At 66.8% G+C, this 17446-nt stretch carries 22 protein-coding genes, 1 tRNA gene and 1 pseudogene; 6 read left to right on the top strand and 18 right to left on the bottom strand.

Annotation, left to right across the window (positions count from 1 at the left end; all coding sequences use genetic code 11):
• Positions 1-103: 103 nt before the first annotated feature.
• The 3 genes from AC5P8C_RS17220 to AC5P8C_RS17210 form a co-directional block, all read right to left on the bottom strand.
• Positions 104-1036, bottom strand: coding sequence for an MBL fold metallo-hydrolase (locus AC5P8C_RS17220; RefSeq protein WP_019661827.1), 933 nt, complete (start codon positions 1034-1036; stop codon positions 104-106).
• Positions 1037-1239: 203 nt separating this feature from the next.
• Positions 1240-1536, bottom strand: a complete 297-nt coding sequence (locus tag AC5P8C_RS17215) for a hypothetical protein (protein ID WP_019661828.1) — start codon at positions 1534-1536, stop codon at positions 1240-1242.
• Between the two features lie 204 nt (positions 1537-1740).
• Positions 1741-3036 carry a tryptophan--tRNA ligase gene (locus AC5P8C_RS17210; RefSeq protein ID WP_478438234.1) on the bottom strand — a complete coding sequence of 432 codons (1296 nt, stop codon included), beginning with the start codon at positions 3034-3036 and terminating at the stop codon, positions 1741-1743.
• 108 nt (positions 3037-3144) lie between these two features.
• On the opposite strand from AC5P8C_RS17210, the gene AC5P8C_RS17205 reads away from it, so the two are divergent.
• Positions 3145-3945, top strand: coding sequence for a hypothetical protein (locus tag AC5P8C_RS17205; protein ID WP_495219144.1), 801 nt, complete (start codon positions 3145-3147; stop codon positions 3943-3945).
• Positions 3946-4017: 72 nt separating this feature from the next.
• Here AC5P8C_RS17205 and AC5P8C_RS17200 read toward each other — a convergent pair whose 3' ends face one another.
• The 3 genes from AC5P8C_RS17200 to rocF form a co-directional block, all read right to left on the bottom strand.
• A complete protein-coding gene (locus AC5P8C_RS17200; RefSeq protein WP_019661831.1) occupies positions 4018-4239 on the bottom strand; it encodes a CsbD family protein in 222 nt (73 codons plus the stop codon).
• 201 nt (positions 4240-4440) lie between these two features.
• Positions 4441-4578 (bottom strand): entericidin A/B family lipoprotein, encoded by a 138-nt coding sequence (locus AC5P8C_RS17195; protein ID WP_019661832.1) that lies wholly within the window; start codon positions 4576-4578, stop codon positions 4441-4443.
• A gap of 162 nt (positions 4579-4740) precedes the next feature.
• Positions 4741-5661, bottom strand: a complete 921-nt coding sequence (rocF, locus tag AC5P8C_RS17190) for an arginase (RefSeq protein WP_495219143.1) — start codon at positions 5659-5661, stop codon at positions 4741-4743.
• 131 nt (positions 5662-5792) lie between these two features.
• Between rocF and AC5P8C_RS17185 the strand changes: the two genes are divergently transcribed.
• On the top strand, positions 5793-6140 hold the full coding sequence (locus AC5P8C_RS17185; protein ID WP_057503835.1) for a hypothetical protein: 348 nt from the start codon (positions 5793-5795) through the stop codon (positions 6138-6140).
• Positions 6141-6164: 24 nt separating this feature from the next.
• Here AC5P8C_RS17185 and AC5P8C_RS17180 read toward each other — a convergent pair whose 3' ends face one another.
• On the bottom strand, positions 6165-6935 hold the full coding sequence (locus AC5P8C_RS17180; RefSeq protein WP_495219142.1) for a DUF3011 domain-containing protein: 771 nt from the start codon (positions 6933-6935) through the stop codon (positions 6165-6167).
• A 594-nt stretch (positions 6936-7529) separates the two neighbouring features.
• Here AC5P8C_RS17180 and AC5P8C_RS17175 point away from each other — a divergent pair.
• Together AC5P8C_RS17175 and AC5P8C_RS17170 are read left to right on the top strand one after the other, a co-directional pair.
• Positions 7530-7937: a hypothetical protein gene (locus AC5P8C_RS17175; protein WP_233653500.1), complete on the top strand. Its 408-nt coding sequence runs from the start codon at positions 7530-7532 to the stop codon at positions 7935-7937.
• 79 nt (positions 7938-8016) lie between these two features.
• Positions 8017-8340, top strand: a complete 324-nt coding sequence (locus AC5P8C_RS17170) for a hypothetical protein (RefSeq protein WP_019661837.1) — start codon at positions 8017-8019, stop codon at positions 8338-8340.
• Between the two features lie 57 nt (positions 8341-8397).
• Here AC5P8C_RS17170 and AC5P8C_RS17165 read toward each other — a convergent pair whose 3' ends face one another.
• From AC5P8C_RS17165 to birA, 6 genes and pseudogenes are all read right to left on the bottom strand, one after another.
• Positions 8398-8700: an addiction module antidote protein gene (locus tag AC5P8C_RS17165; RefSeq protein WP_019661838.1), complete on the bottom strand. Its 303-nt coding sequence runs from the start codon at positions 8698-8700 to the stop codon at positions 8398-8400.
• A 58-nt stretch (positions 8701-8758) separates the two neighbouring features.
• Positions 8759-9045: pseudogene (locus AC5P8C_RS17160) on the bottom strand (type II toxin-antitoxin system RelE/ParE family toxin).
• Between the two features lie 205 nt (positions 9046-9250).
• A tRNA-Thr gene (locus AC5P8C_RS17155) sits at positions 9251-9326 on the bottom strand.
• A 40-nt stretch (positions 9327-9366) separates the two neighbouring features.
• On the bottom strand, positions 9367-10215 hold the full coding sequence (locus AC5P8C_RS17150; RefSeq protein WP_495219141.1) for an SPOR domain-containing protein: 849 nt from the start codon (positions 10213-10215) through the stop codon (positions 9367-9369).
• A 9-nt stretch (positions 10216-10224) separates the two neighbouring features.
• Positions 10225-10956 (bottom strand): type III pantothenate kinase, encoded by a 732-nt coding sequence (locus tag AC5P8C_RS17145; protein WP_019661840.1) that lies wholly within the window; start codon positions 10954-10956, stop codon positions 10225-10227.
• Positions 10953-11921, bottom strand: a complete 969-nt coding sequence (gene birA / locus AC5P8C_RS17140; protein ID WP_019661841.1) for a bifunctional biotin--[acetyl-CoA-carboxylase] ligase/biotin operon repressor BirA — start codon at positions 11919-11921, stop codon at positions 10953-10955. The genes AC5P8C_RS17145 and birA overlap by 4 nt, the downstream gene beginning before the upstream one ends.
• 144 nt (positions 11922-12065) lie before the next feature.
• Between birA and AC5P8C_RS17135 the strand changes: the two genes are divergently transcribed.
• Both AC5P8C_RS17135 and AC5P8C_RS17130 read left to right on the top strand, forming a co-directional pair.
• Positions 12066-12344, top strand: a complete 279-nt coding sequence (locus tag AC5P8C_RS17135) for a hypothetical protein (RefSeq protein WP_005411956.1) — start codon at positions 12066-12068, stop codon at positions 12342-12344.
• On the top strand, positions 12311-13102 hold the full coding sequence (locus tag AC5P8C_RS17130; protein WP_019661842.1) for a M90 family metallopeptidase: 792 nt from the start codon (positions 12311-12313) through the stop codon (positions 13100-13102). The genes AC5P8C_RS17135 and AC5P8C_RS17130 overlap by 34 nt, the downstream gene beginning before the upstream one ends.
• Positions 13103-13187: 85 nt before the next feature.
• Here AC5P8C_RS17130 and AC5P8C_RS17125 read toward each other — a convergent pair whose 3' ends face one another.
• The 5 genes from AC5P8C_RS17125 to AC5P8C_RS17105 all read right to left on the bottom strand — a co-directional run bounded on the left by AC5P8C_RS17125 (position 13188) and on the right by AC5P8C_RS17105 (position 17426).
• Entirely contained in the window at positions 13188-14612 is a 1425-nt protein-coding gene (locus tag AC5P8C_RS17125) for an ATP-binding protein (protein WP_032953760.1), read from the bottom strand.
• Positions 14613-14637: 25 nt separating this feature from the next.
• The gene (locus AC5P8C_RS17120) at positions 14638-15321 is read right to left on the bottom strand and encodes a response regulator transcription factor (protein ID WP_004136763.1); all 684 of its coding nucleotides are present in this window, start codon (positions 15319-15321) and stop codon (positions 14638-14640) included.
• Between the two features lie 73 nt (positions 15322-15394).
• Positions 15395-15769 (bottom strand): hypothetical protein, encoded by a 375-nt coding sequence (locus tag AC5P8C_RS17115; protein WP_058979781.1) that lies wholly within the window; start codon positions 15767-15769, stop codon positions 15395-15397.
• A 212-nt stretch (positions 15770-15981) separates the two neighbouring features.
• Positions 15982-17013: a tRNA dihydrouridine(20/20a) synthase DusA gene (gene dusA, locus AC5P8C_RS17110; protein ID WP_495219140.1), complete on the bottom strand. Its 1032-nt coding sequence runs from the start codon at positions 17011-17013 to the stop codon at positions 15982-15984.
• 206 nt (positions 17014-17219) lie between these two features.
• On the bottom strand, positions 17220-17426 hold the full coding sequence (locus AC5P8C_RS17105; RefSeq protein ID WP_154081363.1) for a hypothetical protein: 207 nt from the start codon (positions 17424-17426) through the stop codon (positions 17220-17222).
• Positions 17427-17446: the final 20 nt, after the last annotated feature.

Here is a 17446-nt window from a genome sequence, read left to right as displayed (position 1 = left end):
GATTCACGGCAGTACCACGGCTAGCTTGGAAGTCACCAGAGTGTAACGTGGTCGTGACATCGCGGTGCAGCGTGAGCTTGCGTCATCCACGCATGGCGTGGAGCTACCGACGGATGCGATCCAGCCAGCAGGCCAGGCCCTGCGCGTTGAGTTCGATGTCCATCGCCAGCACCGCAGTCACCGCCGCATCGTCCAGCGCACAGCCATGCAGCTGTGCACGTTCCAGGTACAGCGCCTGCAGTGCAGCCAGCAGGCAGCGGTGACGGTCCGGCCGGCCATCGCACTGGCGGCCGATGGCGGCCATCGCATCGATCTGTTCGAACAGGTCGTTGGCCAGTTTCTCCACCTGTTCCACACGGCCGTAGTGGGTCAGGTACATCGCCTGCGGGCCGTAGCCCAGCATGCGCCGGATCGAGGCCTTCATCGCTTCCGGGTCGAACTGCACCGGCGACGACGTCGGGAAGATGAAGGCCCCCTGCGCGCTGTCCAGCTCGCGGTAGGAAATGCCGAAGGTATCGCCGGTGAACCAGCTGCGGCTTCGTGCATCCCATACGCAGTAGTGGTGCAGTGCGTGGCCCGGCGTGTGCAGCAATACCAGCTCGCGGCCGGCCAGGTCGATACGGTGGCCGTCCTCGGCCACCACCACACGATGTTCGGGAATGGCCTCGATACGACCATAGCTGCGAGCGATTTCCTCGGCGCCATACACCGCCGTAGCACCGGCGATCAGCCGGGTCGGGTCGATCATGTGCGGCGCACCGCGCGGGTGCAGCACCGCTTTCGCGTTCGGCAGCTGCTGCATCAGCAGGCCGGCGCCACCGGCATGGTCCAGGTGCACATGGGTCAGCAGCAGCCAGTCCACCGCGTCCACGCCCAGCCCCGCGTCGGCCAGCGCCTGCAGCATGGCCGGCACGGAAAGGCCGGTACCGCAATCGACAAAGGCCGCGCGGCCGCTTTCAACGATCAGGTAAGCCGCGTCGAAGTCCGGGCGCTGGAAACCGGTATCGATGGTATGGATGCTGGGGTCGGCGGTCATCGGCACGCACCTGGCAGTCTCGGAAACAGAAGCCCATGGTAGGCGCGCAGGCGGCCCGGGTTCGATGCGGCTTTGGTCGGAGGGGCGCTTCTGTAGAGCCGAGCCCACGCTCGGCTGCCATTCTGTCAGGCATCAGCCGAGCATAGGCTCGGCTCTACAGCGGCACGCGAAGTCGAGCATGGCTCGACTCTACAAAGGCGAGACTACCGGTCCAGCCATCGCGGCCGCACCAGCAGCGCCAGCACCAGCACCGCCAGGAACGCGCCGTAGGCGTAAAGCACCGCCAGTACCTGCGGCCAGATGGGGCCGGCACCAAGCTGTGCCATGCCGATGCGATACCCCCACAGCATCGACGCGATGCTCAGGGCGAAGGCCAGCAACAGGGTGGTGCCATCGAACAGGCGCCGCCGCGCGGTGCGCGGCTGGCGCGGGAACAGCCAGTACAGGCTGCCCAGCAGCAGGAACCAGGGCAGGAACAGCAGCAGCGACAACCAGGCCATCGCAGACTCCATGTCATCGCGCCGGAGGCGCGTGGGCATCATGCCACGGGCGCTGTGCCACGGTCGTGCCGGCGGAGTGCTTCCCTGTAGAGCCGAGCCCATGCTCGGCTGCTTTGCAGCCCAGCCGAGCATGGGCTCGGCTCTACAGAGGCGGAGCAAAGTCGAGCATGGCTCGACTCTACAAAGGGCAGGCAGGCCCGGCGATCAGGTCCCTTCGCGCAGCACGGCCAGCGCGGCCAGCACGGCGTCCACTTCGGCTTCCAGCTTGAACAGTTCGCTCTGCAGCTGGTCGCCCTGCTCGGCCTGCTTGATCACCGCGATCAACTGCCCGGCATCGCGCGGCGAATCGAAGCCCTCGCTCTGGATCAGCAGCGTGCCGTCACCGGCGGTCAGCTTGAAGTAGAAACGGCCGTCCTTCTCGCGGTACTGCTTGAACTGCGGCGGTGCCACGCGGGCCACGCCGGCGTCCTCGCTGGCGATATCGCCGGCGGTGGACAGGTCACGCAGGCCCACCGCATGGCGCAGTTCCTCCAGCAGCGGTGCCGCCAGCTGCTCACGCAGCTGCTGGCCACGGCGCTTGAGCAGCGCTTCGATCTTCTCCGGCTCGGCCATCAGCGCGTTGTAGCGCTCGCGCAGCGGCGACAGCTCGCTGTCGATGCGCTCGAACAGCTGCTGCTTGGCGTCACCCCAGCTGATGCCGGCGGCGAACGCCCTGGCGAATTCGGCGGTCTGTTCCGGGGTGGCGAAGGCCTGGTACATCTGGAACAGCGCCGAGCCCTCGGTGTCCTTCGGCTCGCCCGGTGCGCGCGAATCGGTCAGGATCGAGAACACCAGCTTCTTCAGCTCCTCGCGCGGCACGAACAGCGGAATGGTGTTGTGGTAGCTCTTGCTCATCTTGCGGCCATCCAGGCCGGCCAGCGTCGCCACCTGCTCGTCGATCACCACGTCCGGCAGCGGGAAATACTCCTTGCCGTACACGTGGTTGAAGCGCTGGGCGAAATCGCGCGCCATCTCGATGTGCTGGATCTGGTCACGGCCCACCGGTACCTGGTTGGCCTTGAAGATGAGGATATCGGCGGCCATCAGCACCGGGTACATGAACAGGCCGGCGCTGACGCCTGCATCCTCGTCCACGCCTTCCTCGCGGTTCTTGTCCACCGCCGCCTTGTAGGCGTGCGCGCGGTTGAGGATGCCCTTGCTGGCGATGGCGGTCAGGAACCACATCAGCTCGGTGGTCTCGCGGATGTCGCTCTGCCGGTAGAACCACACGTGTTCCGGGTCCAGGCCGCAGGCCAGCCAGCTGGCCGCGATCTCCAGGGTCGCGCGCTGGGTGCGCTGCGGGTCCTGTGACTTGATCAGGCTGTGCAGGTCGGCCAGGAAGAAGAAGCTCTCGATCCCCGGCGCGCGGCTGGCCGCGATGGCCGGGCGGATGGCGCCAACGTAGTTGCCCAAGTGGGGCGTGCCGGAGGGAGTGATGCCGGTAAGGACTCGGGTGGTCATGACTGCGTGGGGTAACCTTCGATGAACGGGGCCAGTTTACCTTGCACGCCACCAACCCCGTCAGGGCCCGCGGCGCGTTCATTCACGCAACCCCGCTGGAGACGCCCGATGAAACGCCTGCTGCCCCTGCTGCTTATCCTGCCTCTGGCCGGCTTCCGCCCGGCTCCGATGCCGCCGCCGGTCTACGAGGGCGGCCCCGTGCGCATGGCCCTGGTCGACCGCGACCGCGGCACCGAACTGCGCAGCTACCCCGCCGAGGGCCAGCGCTGGGTGGCCGGTGAGCGCGGTCACCGCTACGCCGTGCGCCTGTACAACGACAGCCCCCGCCGGGTGCTGGTGGTGCTGTCGGTGGACGGCGTCAACGCCATCTCCGGCGAAGATGCCGATCCCTCGCAGACCGGTTACGTGCTCAACCCCGGACAGCGCGCCGACATCACCGGCTGGCGCAAGAGCCAGGACGAAGTGGCGCAGTTCGTCTTCAGCAGCCCCAGCGGCAGCTATGCCAGCCGCACCGGCCGCCCCGACAACATCGGCGTGGTGGGCGTGGCCGTGTTCGAGGAAGCGCGCCGCTGGCGCCCTGAGCCGATCCTGCGCCGGGGCCTGCCACCGCCGGCCCCGGCTGCACAGGCCGAAGCGGCCGCCGATGCCAGCGCCAGCCGCATCGAGGGCTACGCCAGCAAGCCGCAGGCGCCGGCGCTGGGCACCGGTCACGGCGCGCACGAGCAGTCCTCGGTGCGCGATACCGAGTTCGAGCGCGCCAGCCGCAGCCCGGCGCAGGTGTTGCAGCTGCGCTACGACAGCGCCCGCAACCTGCGCGCGCGCGGCATCCTGGTCGATTCGCCGTCACGCCTGCCGCGCGAACCGCAGGCGTTCCCCAACCGCTACGTGCCGGACCCGCCGGCACGCTGATCCTCCGCGCAGACAACACAACGCCCGCAACCTTTCGGCGCGGGCGTTGTGTCGTGGGGGAAACCCGGGGGCTTACTTGTAATCCGGGTAATCCTTGCGCACGCTGTCTTCGAAATCCCGGACTTCCTTCTCGGCGCGGTCCTTGGCCCAGCCATAACGCTCCTGCAGGCGACCGGCCAGGTATTCGGCATTGCCTTCGGCCACATCGAAATCGTCGTTGGTCAGATCGCCCCACTTGGCCTGGGCCTTGCCCTTCAGCTGCGACCACTTGCCGGAAATGATGTCTTTGTTCATTGCTGGGAGTCCTTGGTTGCAACGGCGTTCTTACCGTGGTTCCAGCTTCGCGCAGTCGCTGTTGAGTACTGGTCAACCAGCAATGAAATGCGTGCTCACCTGCTTGAATGGTTCACTCCGCTTGCACAGCCGTGCGTGGCAGCGTGCAAGAAAAAGGCCGGGGATGATCCCCGGCCTTTTTCCTTCCGTTCCGCGCCGGGCTCAGTTGCCCTTGGCGGCATCCTCAACCTTCTCACCGGCCTTCTGCACGTCCTTGCCGGCACCGGCCACAGTGTTGCAACCGGCCAGCAGGGCCACCGAGAACATCGACAACAGCATCAGGGCAACTACGCGCTTCATGGGCTTCTCCTTGGGTTTGCCGCTACACCGCTTCATTCGCGGATGGGATTCTTTCGCTCAGCGGGAGAAGGCCAATGCCCGCCGCCGCCGCGTGAAGTGCAATCTGGCGGCAGGGGCGTGGAGCGGGTGTGAACGGATCGGCGATCCGTTCAGGCGGTTGCCTTAGTCGCGCATCAGGGTGGACTTGCCGAACAGGCTCTCGACCAGGTCCACGGCCAGTTCGGCGGTGGCATTCTGCTTGTCCAGCAAGGGGTTGAGCTCGACGATGTCCAGCGACCCCATGCACCCGGTGTCAGCGATCATCTCCATCACCAGCTGCGCCTCGCGGTAGTTCACCCCACCCGGCACGGTGGTGCCCACGCCCGGCGCGATGCTCGGGTCGAGGAAATCCACATCGAAGCTGACATGCAGGTGGGTGTTCTCGTCGATGCCCGCCAGTGCTGCTTCGACCGTGCGCTTCATGCCGTTCTCATCGATGTAGCGCATGTCATAGACATCCACGTTGTGGGTCTTGATCAGGCGCTTCTCTTCCGGGTCCACCGAACGGATGCCGATCTGGTGCACCTGGGTGGGAGTGATCGCCGGTGCGCTGCCGCCGAGGTGGGTCAGCGCCTCCGGGCCGAGGCCGCACAGGCAGGCCACCGGCATGCCGTGGATGTTGCCTGAGGGGGTGACATCGCTGGTATTGAAATCGGAATGTGCATCCAGCCACAGCACGCGCAGGGTCTTGCCCTGCTCGCGGCACCAGCGTGCCACGGCAGTGATCGAACCGATTCCCAGGCAGTGGTCGCCGCCGAGCATGATCGGCATGCGGCCGGCCTGCAGTTCGGCATAGCTGGCTTCCATCAGTGCATGGTTCCAGGCCACCACTTCCTCCAGATGGCGGTAGCCCTGCATCGGCGCGGTCCACGGGTTGCGCGGGCCATCCAGGTTGCCCAGGTCGCGCACGTCCACGCCGCGCGCTTCCAGCGCCTCCGGCAGGCCCGCCACGCGCAGCGCTTCCGGCCCCAGCCGTGCACCGCGATGGCCCGCACCGACATCGGTGGGAACGCCGATCAGGGATACGGAAATGGGATGGGCCATGGGTGCCTCCTTGCGGGGGAAAAAGAAGCACAGTCTAGCCAGAGCTGTGTGACACCACTCGCGGCGGTGCAGCAGGGCATTGGCATGGCATGATGCCGCGCGGACCCAACCGCCCTTCATGGAAGATTGCGATGTCGCCCTTCATCAATACCGCCTGGCCACGCTTTTTCACCGTGGCGCTGCCGGTCGCCGTTTTTGCGGTTTTTTTGAGCAACTCGATCGATGCGTCGCCGAATGGCTGGCTGATGCAGGCGACACTGCTGCTGGTGCCGTTCTCGACCCTGGTATTCCTCGGGTTGGGCTGGCAGCGTCTGCGCAAGGCGCACGCTGAATACCCGATTCTGAAAAGCGAACTGCACCGTATGCTGGCGGCGTTGATCGGCAACGTGAAGGTGGCCGCGCTGTGGTTCGGCCTGACCTTCGTTGGTATGTTCACCCTGATGCTGGCGTGGGTGTTGCTGTATAGGTCCTGCGGCTGAAGCCTGTCCCAACCCGCTGCGCGCTCAGCGTCCGCGGTGGCGAACCGGCGTCAGGCTCTGCACCTGGCCGTTGTTGCGCATCATGCACAGGAAGCGGCCGTCGGGATAATCGATGATCAGTTCCTGGTAATCGCTGCCCACCGGCATCTGGGTGACCAGCGTGCCCTGCGCGCCCTTGCGCATGTTGCAGGCGCCCAGTGCGGTATCGCCTGCGGGCGCGGGGGTGGTCACCGAAGACACATTGCGGAACACCGCACGGCATCCACCATTGACCCACACCGAGTGCCGCGACAGGCCCCAGTTCTGGCCTTGCTCGCAGCGGGCGTGGCTGAGCTGGCGCACGATTTCCACGTTGCCGCGGGTATCCATGTCGCACGACACCTGCTGCTGGCCGGTGGATTCGCAGGTGACTTCGCGCGGCAGCGCCGCGTCGTTGTCGTCATCGTGGCGACGGTGGTCGCGATGTTCAGACGGCGCGGGCGTTCCACTGGCACTGACCTGGCAGATGCCATTGGCGCCGCCTCGGCCGGTATAGCTGATCTGCGGCGTGCCGTCCTCGTTGCTGCTGATCGACAGCGTGATGCCACTGTTGGCATCGCGTGCTTCGAAGTAGCGGTCGTTGAAGCGCTTCAACGTGGCCTCGCGGCCTTGTACGTAGACCGGCCCGCCTTCGTCGACGTGCACATCGATGCCGCCCGGGCAGCTGGCGTTGAAGAACGGTACCGCAGCCATGGCCGGGGCCACGAAGGCGGTGGACAACAGTGCGGCGGTGAGCGACAGGGCATGGCGACGCATGTGCAGATCCCGAAGGGGCCCAGGTTGGGCGCGTGGCGGCAGTATGCGGTGGGGCGTTGCGGGCTGTCCGTGAGGAACATCAAGATCCGGACGGCGCGCGTGGGGATTCATGTCTGGTAGGGTGTTCTGGAAGCCCTGCCGGGGAAGTTAAGCCAGCTTTACTTCCTGGGCCATGAAAGGCCGTGCGACAGCAATGGCGCACCAGGATTCATCGTTGGTTGCAGCCCCGCGCGATATGTCGCTTCTGGCATTGCGATGCTCGAAACGGGCCGAACGCGATAATTCATTTTTCCTTTCAGATCACCCGATGCCATCGAAACAAACGACTGGCAGGCGGGGATTTCGCGTGCGCATGATGAATCGCCACCTGCAAAGGTGGTCGGGACTTCCAAGCCCGTGTTGTCAACGATGTATACGCTTGCCAGCCGGCGTCGTCCTTTCAGGGGCGGCGCCGGCTGGCAATCCGTTCGCCGATCGACGGCGGGCGGTGCGTGGGGGCCTCGTGCCCGCCGATTCGTTGACCCGGTCTTGGAAGCCACGCATCGCCCGCCACCCTCTTCGGGTGGCACCTCTGTTGCCGACGAGGACGCCCGCATGCCCAAGACCCATCACCCGTACCTGACCGCCACCCTGGGCGAGGCTGCCCTGCGCCTGCCGCCCGAACTGGCGCAGCCGTTGGAAGCCGCTTTCGCCGCCGCCAACGAGGCGCCCGCGCCCATCAACCTGCCCGGCTGCCTGCAGCGCATCCAGGCCGGGGACGCCGCCGATGGACAGCCGTGGCCGGGACCGGCAAGCACACCTGGCGACACGGTGGCCGCCGCACGCAGGGATCGCGCCGCAGTGGGCCTGGTGTCGCTGCTGGAGCTGTATCACGCCGCAGAGCGCGTGCGCGTGGACGGGGAAGAGAAAGACGATATCGGCGATGGCACGCGCGAGGGACTGATGCTGGCCTGCCGGGGGCTGGCGGAGTATGTGGCGTTGCAGGTGCAGGGGGCTCAGTAACGCAGAACGGTGGGATTCCAACGCACAGCGTCAACGCCTCGCTACCCCGGCTATCGAATCAGGCTGACCCACTCCTGAAATGCGCACACCCTATCCAAACCTGAAACCTGTTTTTGTTGAGCTGCGGCTGGACGAAGTGGATTCGCGCGGTGGCGCTGTTGCCGAGATGATCGCCTCCACCACGCGTCCCAAGGCGCTTTCCATAAGCCCTGAAGTCATGTGGTACAGCTTCGTCCTGAATGACCGCGACATCACCCGCATCACACCTGGAACGCGGGCACACTGCACGATCTCCTTCATCAACCATGACGGTGCGAAAGAGGTATTTCCCTGTGGCACGGTGGCCGCCTTCGGAGACAGATCGTCAACAAGAGGGTTGATCCGCATCATTCGGATTGATTGAGACTGATCGCACCGGACTTCTTGGGGCGGCGGAAGTGGAGCTCAGTGCCTTGATGCCTCACAGGGCACTGGCATGCAGGCGCACACCCAAGGCACGGGTCACCTTCAGGATGGTGGCGAAATCGGGGCTGCGTTCGCCGGACAGTGCGCGGTAAAGACTCTCGCGCGACAGGCCCGCCGCGCGCGCAACCTTGCTCATACCCTGAGCGCGCGCGATGTCGCCGAGCGCCTTGGCAATGAACGCGGAATCGCCGTCGCTTTCCTCGATGCAGGCGTCGAGATAGGCGGCCATTTCTTCGGGTGTCCGAAGGTGTTCGGCCACATCAAATGCTTTGAGTTCGACTTTTTTCTTGGTCGCCATGATGGAACTGCTCCAGTACTTCAGTATTGATTCGTTTCGACTACAGCCGGTTCGACGCTCACAGGGCACGTGCAATCTCCCTGGCCTTTTCGATATCGCGTTGCTGTGAGCTTTTGTCACCTCCGACCAAAAGAACCAGCAACTGCCTGCCGCGCTGGGTGTAGTACAGGCGGTAGCCCGGCCCTGCATCGATACGCAGTTCGGAAATACCGTCCCCAGATGGCGGTGATCACCCGGATGGCCTTCGGCGAGCCGACCGATGCGGGCCAGGATGCGAGCGCGTGCAGTTACGTCCTTGAGAGCGTCAATCCATGCCGCGAACTGACGGGTACGCTGGATCTTCATGGAAGATGTAGCCTACTGGCTACACATTTTCAACTACGAGAAACGCGCATCGACCACGAAGCACGCGCACAGGCAGGTGGGACGCACCTCGTCAGGTGCAAGATGAGATAACAGCAAGGAAGGAAAAGAAGGGGAGAGACGCAGCAGAGAGCAGTGCTCGACCGATTACTGCGCCGCCGTGTCGAGCTGCACAACTGGAGTTTGGTGGTGCCGCTTATCCGAATCGAACGGATGACCTACTGTTTACAAGACAGTTGCTCTACCAACTGAGCTAAAGCGGCATGGGTGGTGCACCGGCGGCAGCGCCGCGGTCCGGGGATTCTAGCGCAACCGCGTGCATTCCAGCGACCGGCTCTGTGCCGCCCCGCTGCGCTGCTGGGCCTGGGCCGGCTGCGTGCCCGCCGCCAGTTGCGCTTCCAGCCACCACTGGCCGGCGTCGCCGCTGGCCACCAGGCGCGGCTGGAAGCCGGCGGCCTGCACCGCCGCCATGCGCCGCTCGGCGCCTTCGCGGTTGCGGTACTGGCCCAGCGCCACGGCGTTGGCCTCCTCGCCCTGGCTGATGATGTAGTAGTCGCTCAGGCCGGCGGCGACGATGCGCTTCACCGTGGCCTGGGCCTCTTCGCGGCTGGCGGCTGCCGGCAGCATCACCCGGTAGCGGGCGCTGCCGCTGGCAGCGGGCTGTTCGCGCAGGCGTACCTGGCTGAGCAGCGTGCCGGCCTTGCCCTGCGCGCTGGTCGCGGCCGCACGGTCGGCGAACGGGCCCAGCGCAACGCAGCGCGGCGGTTCGGCAGCCTCGGGCGGGGTTGCGGGTTTTCCCGGCGCTTGGGCTGATGTAGGCGGTGTTGCCGGCTTGGCAGCGGCAGCAACCGGCGTAGCCTCAGCCGCCTGCGGCTTGGCAATCTCCGGCTTGGCCGGGGCGGCGGGCGCCGGCGTTACAGCCACGGCCGTCTTCTCCGCCGGTTCGCGCTCCATCAACGGCGCGGTCGGCGCGGCAGCCGTGGCTTCGGCGGCCGCAGCGGCATCCACGCCACCGGGCACCCAGCGCAACTCGGCCACGCCGGCGGGTTGCGGCGGCGGCGCAGGCTTCTCCGGCGCATCGCGCAGCAGCCACCAGCAGGCGACGCCAAGATTGAGGATGGCCAGTACGACGATCAGGGCACGGGTCAGCATGCGCGGATACTAGCCTGCGGGCTGGTGCACCGCCCAGCGGGCGAGGCCATCCAGCACCAGCGAGGGGTGGTAGTCGGCGCCGGGCAGCAACGGCATCAGCGCCGGTGCGCCGCCCCCGTGCACCAGCAGCGACGGCGCCACGCCCAGCAGCGCGTGCCCCTGCTGCGCGCTGCGTTCGATCAACGCCACTGCGGCGCCATCGCAACCGGAAGCCAGCGCATCGGCGGTGTCGTTGGCGAATTCGCTGTAGTCGCCGCCGGTAGCCGGCAGTTGCACGGCACGGGCGTGCAGCGCTTCGCGCATGGTGGTGGGCGATGCGGAAATGCGGCCACCGTGGTGCTGGCCGTCAGCGTCGAGCAGGTCAATCGTCAGTGCGGTGCCCACGCCCACCACCAGCACCGGGCGCTGCGCCTTGGCAGCGGCCAGCAGCGCCAGGAAGCGGTCGACGCCGAACTTTTCCGGCTTGGCATAGGCAATGCGCACACCGGCGCATTCGGCGCTGGTACGCACCACGTGCACGTGCTCGAAGCGACGCTGCAGCTGGTCCAGCATCGCGCTGGTCAGCGACGGTGCGGCCACGCTGGCCACGAACGCGGTGGTGCCGCTGGGCAGGCTGTGCGGCGGCTGTCCGGCCATGCCTTCGGCGCCATGCGCCCAGGCCTGCACGTCACCGGCACGGTCGCCCTGCAACGGCGCGAACTTGAAGCGCGAGTTGCCGAGGTCGAACAACCAATCGCTCATGCCGCCCTCACGCTGACTTCGCCGGCGTGCAGCAGGCGCTCACGGCCATCGATACGCACGCGCAAGGCGCCGTCATCGGCCAGGCCGAGCGCGGTGCCATGCTGCCACTGCCCTTCCAGTTCCACCCGTACTTCGCGACCGGCCAGCATGTCGAACGCGGCGTAGCGCGGCAGAAAGGGAGCGAGGCCTTCGCGATCGAATTCTTCCAGTGCCGGCAGCAGGCGCGCCAGCACGGCAGCAACCACCACGTTGCGGTCCACCGGCTTGCCGGCCAGCGTGTCCAGGTCCACCCACGGCTGGGTGATCTGCTCGGCGAAGGATGGCGGCATGTGCGTGTTGATGCCGATGCCGATCACCGCGCGCGCCGGGCCGGCATATTCGCCACCGCCCTCGGCCAGCAGGCCGACCAGCTTGCGCTTGCCATCGACGATCAGGTCATTCGGCCACTTCAGCTGCGCCTGGGTATAGCCCAGGTCGTGCAGCGCTTCGGCCACGGCGATGCCGGCCACCAGGCTCAGCCCGGCCAGGCGGCCGAGGCCACCGGAGAACAGCCGCAGCACCGACAGGTACACATGCGCGGCCAGCGGCGACGCCCACGTACGGCCGCGACGGCCGCGGCCGCCGGTCTGGCGTTCGGCCAGCAGGACGCTCACCCCGCGCTGGGGCGCGCTGCAACGCAGCAATTCGGCATTGGTCGAGTCCACCGTCCAGGCCACCTGCAGGTCGTGCAGCAGCGGCAGCACCTCGGCGGGCAGGCCGGCACGGATCGCATCCGGGTCCAGCAGGTCGACCGGGCGGGTCAGGCCATAGCCCTCACCTGCACGGCCTTCGATGTCCACACCGGCGGCTCTAAGTCCTTGAATACGCTTCCAAATGGCCGCCCGGGTCTGGCCCAGCTCACGGGCCAGGGCGTCGCCGGAGAGGCGACCGGCAGCGAGTTTGGCCAGCAATTGGCGGTCGTCCACGGCAGCTTCCACGAAGTCAGGAAGGAATTATGCGGGAAAGCCGCCAGCGGCGCCCGCCACGCTGGGTTCTGCGGGGGCTTCCAACGGGGCGCCGGGTTCGGGCTAGAATCGGGAACTCACCTTCCCTTAACGTGGATGTCGTCAATGCGCCGCTATGCCCATTGCCTGATCCTGCTGACGATGCCCTTCGCGGCGTCTGCGACGGCAGCGCTGGACGACAGCCGCGGCGCCTGCGTGTCCTCCAACGGCGATGCCGCCTCGCAGCGTGCACCGACCGCGACCGCTTCGGCCGCCACCACCAAGCCGGCACCGGTCCGCCCGGCAGCCAACACCAGCACGGGCGGCGGTGGCAGCGACGACGACGTGCTGCAGCGCATCCGCGCACCGAAGTGGCACAGCTACCTGCCGGGAATGTTCCGCTGATCAAGTCGTTGCTGCAGTGGCTGCGACCTGCGCCGCGGCCGATCGACGATGTACTGTGGAATGAGGCCTGCCGCCGTGCGGCCTGGCTGCACGGTCTGGACGACGAACGCCGCGCGCGATTGCGCGTACTGGCCGCACGCTTCCTGCACGAGAAGACCATTACCCCGATCGGCGAGCTGCAGCTGGAGGCCGGCGATGGCGTGCTGCTGGCGGCACTATGCTGCCTACCGCTGCTGGAGTTCGGCGAGGTGGGTCTGGAAGGCTGGTCGCAGCTGATCGTCTACCCCGATGCATTCCGCGTACATCGCAGCCACATGGATGCGGCCGGCGTACTGCATGAGTGGGATGACGAACTGATTGGCGAGTCGTGGGACAGCGGTCCGCTGATCCTGTCCTGGGCCGATGTGCAGGCCGACCTGGCCGCGCCGCACGAGGGCTACTGCGTGGCGGTGCACGAGATGGTGCACAAGCTGGATGCACTGGATGGCGCGATGGACGGCACGCCGCCGCTGCCGCGCGAATGGCAGCGTGAGTGGGCGGCCATCTTCCAGCGCGCCTACGATGCGTTCTGCGCGCAGGTGGATGCGGGCGAAGAAACGCTGATCGATCCGTATGCGGCCGAAGCGCCGGAAGAATTCTTCGCGGTGACCAGCGAGTATCACTTCTCGGCACCGGATCTGCTGCAGCAGGCGTTGCCGGAGGTGGCCGCGCAGCTGCGGCGGTTCTATGGCGAGCCGCCGGCGATCGAGACACGGTAGTGCCGGCCGCTGGCCGGCACCCTGGCAATGCCACCGAAGATCATGAGGGTGCCGGCCAGCGGCCGGCACTACCGTTTGCGGGGGCTTACGGCCCCGGCGGCAAGCGCACTTCGAAACGGGCGCCGCCCAGTTCGCTGGAACGGCCGACGGCCAGTTCGCCGCGGTAATCCTTGATCAGGTCCTGCACGATCGACAGGCCGATGCCGTGGCCCTGCACGCGCTCGTCGCCACGCACGCCACGCTGTAGCACTTTGCCGATGTCGTCCGGGGCAATGCCCGGGCCATCGTCGTCCACCGCCAGCAGCAGGCCAGCGCGGCGCGCGTTCGGTGCCGGCAGCGGCTGCGCGGTCAGCAGCACGCGGCGGTTGGCCCACTTGAAGGCGTTTTCCAGCAGGTTGCCGAGCAGTTCCTGCAGGTCGCCCGGTTCGCCGTGGAAGCGCGCGGCCGGGTCGATGTCGAATTCGCACAGCACGCCCTTGGAGGCATAGACCTTTTCCAGGCCGCGCACGATCTCCTCGGCGTTGGATTCAATCGGCAGCGGCGCGGAGAACAGCTTGTGGCCCGACGATGCAGCACGTGCCAGCTGGTAGGAGACCAGGTTGTTCATGCGCTGCAGCTGCACGTCCAGCTCCTCGCGCAGGGCGCCATCGCCGGCACCGCTGTCCATCTGCGTGCGCAGCACGGCGATGGGCGTCTTCAGGCTGTGCGCCAGGTCGGCCAGGGTATTGCGCTGGCGCTCGAGGTTCTCGCGCTCGCTTTCAATGAAGGCGTTGATGCTGTCGGTCAGCGGTTCCAGCTCGCGCGGGTGGCGCTCGCTCATGCGCTCTGTCTCGCCGCGCTGCACCTTGGTCAGCTCGGTGATCACCCGACGCAGCGGACGCAGGCTCCACTGCAGGATGACGGTCTGCAGCAGCAGCAGGATCAGGCCGATGCCGCCCAGGTAGAACCAGACACGGCCACGGAACACGCGCAGCTGCGCGCCCAACGCGCGCGAGTCTTCCATCACATAGATGGTGTACGGGAATTCGGTGGCCGGGTCGGCGTCGGCGTCCCACACCAGGCCCAGGCCATAGCGGTACACCGAGCCCTGGCTGCCGTCGATCTGGATCATCGGCAGCGGGCCTTCGAACACTTCCTGGCGTGGCGCCAGCAGGCCGCCGCCGACGGTGGGCAGCATCGGGCCTTCGGCGGACATCGAATTGCCCTTGCCGTGCGGCATCACCACCTGCAGGTACAGGCCACTGCCCGGCACGTCGAAGCGCGAATCCGGCGGCTGCTCGCGGATGTACAGCGAGCGGTCGCGGGTGAAGTCGATGCCGGCCGCGTACGCGGTGGCGTAGTTCTTCAGGCGCTCACGCAGGTTCGCCTTCGCCGTATCGGCGAAGGCGGCGTCGAGTGCGTAACCGGCCAGGGCCAGGAACGCGACCAGGCCCACGGACGCGGCAAGCATCTGGCGCGCCTGCAGGGAGCGCGGCCGCCAGCGTCGGAAGAACCACAGACGGCCGGACATCATGGTCTCGCCAGGCTGAGCCGGCTCAGCCCTCGTTGCGCGGAATCGCGAAACGGTAGCCGCGGCCGCGCACGGTCTCGATCGGCTTCAGTTCGCCATCCGGGTCCAGCTTCTTGCGCAGGCGGCCGATGAACACTTCCAGCACGTTCGAGTCGCGGTCGAAGTCCTGCTGGTAGATGTGCTCGGTGAGGTCGGCCTTGGAGACCAGTTCACCGGCGTGCATCATCAGGTACTCCAGCACCTTGTATTCGTAGCTGGTCAGGTCGACATTGCTGCCGGCCACGCTGACGGTCTGCGCAGCCAGGTCCAGGGCGACCGGGCCGCATTCCAGGGTCGGCTTGCTCCAGCCGGCGGCGCGGCGCAGCAGCGCGTTGACGCGGGCCAGCAGCTCTTCGACGTGGAACGGCTTGACCAGGTAGTCGTCGGCGCCCTGCTTCAGGCCTTCGACCTTGTCCTGCCAGCTCGAACGCGCGGTCAGGATCAGCACCGGGAACTTCTTGCCTTCGTCACGCAGGGCCTTGATCAGCTCCATGCCCGACATCTTGGGCAGGCCGAGGTCGATGATGCCGACATCGAACGGAACTTCGCGCCCCATGTAGAGGCCTTCCTCGCCGTCCTGCGCAGCATCGACTGCAAAGCCTTCGCGCTTGAGCCGGGCTGCCAGGGTCTCACGCAGCGGGGCTTCGTCTTCGACCAGAAGGATACGCATGAACTCTCCCTAGTGTCCTGGGTGTGGCCCGGAGGCCTGTGGGGTACGGGTTGATAGCGACAACTATCCCTGTTCAGGGGTTATCGCCGCGTAGTGATGACATATCCGACCGCGGCGTGCGCGGCTGTGAACGCGACGGGGCGGGGTCGTCCATGTAGCGGACCCGGCCCCGATCGTCCATGTACTTCACCCGGTTGATATCACGACCATCGAACGGCACGCGCTCGGCGCCGAGGATGTGGCCGCCGGTGGTGCGCTGCACGCGGCGCACGGCATCGGACAGCGAGCGCTCGTCGCCACGGCCACCGCGCTCGCCCCGCTCCATCATCTCCGCCCGCCCCTGGTCGCCGCGCGGCGGCTGCTGCGCAAGCGCCGACGACAGCGGCACAGCCGACAGCGCCACGCAGGTGGCCAGGGCAATGCGGCGATGGAAGGGAGCGGAAGACATCGATGCGATCCTAGCCGAGCACGGCGATTCGTTCAAAAGTCGTAAATCCGGAAGCCGGGTGCGGGACCCGGCCTTTACAATTCCTTTGCAAATTCTTGGTTTGGGGCAGTGAATCCGATCTGAACTTTTCCGGGCGATGCCGCGAGTTGTTCATCTAGGTGAACATTCGGGACGAATCGCCGCCCCTTGTCAAGTCAGGACTGTGACCAACGTCACGCTGCGGCGCGATCAGCTTCGCGTTCGGTGACCGCCAAGGCCTGTTCGACCAGGCTCCAGTCGGCGCCCGGGCGGTGTGCGCCCTCGCTCAGCACCTGACGGAATGCGCGGCCGCCGGGCTGGCCGTGGAACAGGCCGAGCAGGTGGCGGGTGATGTGCTTCAGCGCCAGGCCTTTGCCCAGACGCGTCTCGATGTAGGGGCGCAGCGCACGCAACAGGTCACCACGGGCCTGCAGCGGGGCGCCGGTGTGCAGCGCCTCCAGCTGATGCAGCAGGTAGGGGTCGTGGTAGGCCGCGCGGCCCAGCATCACGCCATCGACGTGCGCGGCCTGCGCCTGCACCGCCTCGATGCTGGCCAGGCCGCCGTTGATCACCACCGGCAGTGCCGGGCGCTCCTGCTTGAGGCGGTAGGCCCAGTCGTACTTCAGCGGCGGAACCTCGCGGTTCTCCTTCGGCGACAGGCCCTTCAGCCACGCGTTGCGCGCATGCACCACCACCATTGCGGCACCGGCGGCGACCTGGCGGTCGACGAAGGCGGCGAACACGTCGTAATCGTTGTCTTCGTCCACGCCCAGGCGGCATTTCACCGTCACCGGGATGTCGACCGCATCGACCATCGCCGCCACGCACTCGGCCACCAGCACCGGCTCGCGCATCAGGCAAGCGCCGAAACGCCCGGCCTGCACGCGGTCGGACGGGCAGCCGCAGTTGAGGTTGACCTCGTCGTATCCCCACTCGGCGGCAATGCGCGCAGCCTGCCCCAGCAGGGCCGGATCGCTGCCGCCCAGCTGCAGCGCCAGCGGCTGTTCGCTGCGGTCGAAGCCGAGCAGGCGCTCGCGGTCGCCGTGGATGACCGCGTTGGCGTGCACCATTTCCGTGTACAGGCGCGCACCCGGCGCCAGCACGCGATGGAACACGCGGCAATGGCGATCCGTCCAGTCCATCATCGGCGCAACGGACAGGCGCAGGGAATCAGCGTAACGGGCGGTGGCGGACGTCATCGGGGTGTTGATCATGGAGACTGGCATTGCCAGTGAGATCAATAGTTTACACCGCTCGGCTGAATGCGCCCGGTCAGTCGCGCGGCAAGCGCCGGTTGGGCCCGCTTCCGGCTGGCGGCCGGGGTGGGCTGGGCGGCGGCGGCGGACGCCTCCTGCCCTCCGGGAGCTTGGGGTTTGCGTTCTCCATGGATACGACCAGCTGGTCCAATGGTGGGTTGGAACCCTTCCTCAACTTAGCCATCGCCTGTCACCTGGAGAATCTCGACCCATTGCACATCCACCGCATGGATCAGTATGCCATCGAGCTGCGGAAGCTCGACCACGGCGGGGTTTGCCACCGGATCCGCTGCTGGATCGGCACCTTCATCGGGTGGAACGGCTTCCACGAGCGAGGCCGGCATCTGCATATAGAACTGTCCCGCAGCGGGGCTGATTGCCACTCCTTGGGATATCCGGTCAA

This window comes from Stenotrophomonas sp. YJH_SMC_46 (assembly GCF_059370315.1).
Note: the sequence above shows the minus strand (reverse complement) of the source record. Positions and strands in the feature narration are given on the sequence as shown.

Excerpts from the sequence above, each read along its gene's own strand:
- AC5P8C_RS17210 (WP_478438234.1), bottom strand. The coding sequence starts at position 3,036 with ATGACCACCCGAGTCCTTACCGGCATCACTCCCTCCGGCACGCCCCAC.
- AC5P8C_RS17205 (WP_495219144.1), top strand. The coding sequence starts at position 3,145 with ATGAAACGCCTGCTGCCCCTGCTGCTTATCCTGCCTCTGGCCGGCTTC.
- AC5P8C_RS17125 (WP_032953760.1), bottom strand. The coding sequence starts at position 14,612 with ATGTCCGGCCGTCTGTGGTTCTTCCGACGCTGGCGGCCGCGCTCCCTG.
- AC5P8C_RS17175 (WP_233653500.1), top strand. The coding sequence starts at position 7,530 with ATGCCCAAGACCCATCACCCGTACCTGACCGCCACCCTGGGCGAGGCT.
- AC5P8C_RS17220 (WP_019661827.1), bottom strand. The coding sequence starts at position 1,036 with ATGACCGCCGACCCCAGCATCCATACCATCGATACCGGTTTCCAGCGC.
- rocF (WP_495219143.1), bottom strand. The coding sequence starts at position 5,661 with ATGGCCCATCCCATTTCCGTATCCCTGATCGGCGTTCCCACCGATGTC.
- AC5P8C_RS17150 (WP_495219141.1), bottom strand. The coding sequence starts at position 10,215 with ATGCTGACCCGTGCCCTGATCGTCGTACTGGCCATCCTCAATCTTGGC.
- AC5P8C_RS17170 (WP_019661837.1), top strand. The coding sequence starts at position 8,017 with ATGCGCACACCCTATCCAAACCTGAAACCTGTTTTTGTTGAGCTGCGG.
- AC5P8C_RS17120 (WP_004136763.1), bottom strand. The coding sequence starts at position 15,321 with ATGCGTATCCTTCTGGTCGAAGACGAAGCCCCGCTGCGTGAGACCCTG.
- AC5P8C_RS17185 (WP_057503835.1), top strand. The coding sequence starts at position 5,793 with ATGTCGCCCTTCATCAATACCGCCTGGCCACGCTTTTTCACCGTGGCG.
- AC5P8C_RS17135 (WP_005411956.1), top strand. The coding sequence starts at position 12,066 with ATGCGCCGCTATGCCCATTGCCTGATCCTGCTGACGATGCCCTTCGCG.
- AC5P8C_RS17165 (WP_019661838.1), bottom strand. The coding sequence starts at position 8,700 with ATGGCGACCAAGAAAAAAGTCGAACTCAAAGCATTTGATGTGGCCGAA.
- AC5P8C_RS17180 (WP_495219142.1), bottom strand. The coding sequence starts at position 6,935 with ATGCGTCGCCATGCCCTGTCGCTCACCGCCGCACTGTTGTCCACCGCC.
- AC5P8C_RS17115 (WP_058979781.1), bottom strand. The coding sequence starts at position 15,769 with ATGTCTTCCGCTCCCTTCCATCGCCGCATTGCCCTGGCCACCTGCGTG.
- AC5P8C_RS17145 (WP_019661840.1), bottom strand. The coding sequence starts at position 10,956 with ATGAGCGATTGGTTGTTCGACCTCGGCAACTCGCGCTTCAAGTTCGCG.
- dusA (WP_495219140.1), bottom strand. The coding sequence starts at position 17,013 with ATGCCAGTCTCCATGATCAACACCCCGATGACGTCCGCCACCGCCCGT.
- AC5P8C_RS17195 (WP_019661832.1), bottom strand. The coding sequence starts at position 4,578 with ATGAAGCGCGTAGTTGCCCTGATGCTGTTGTCGATGTTCTCGGTGGCC.
- AC5P8C_RS17200 (WP_019661831.1), bottom strand. The coding sequence starts at position 4,239 with ATGAACAAAGACATCATTTCCGGCAAGTGGTCGCAGCTGAAGGGCAAG.
- AC5P8C_RS17215 (WP_019661828.1), bottom strand. The coding sequence starts at position 1,536 with ATGGCCTGGTTGTCGCTGCTGCTGTTCCTGCCCTGGTTCCTGCTGCTG.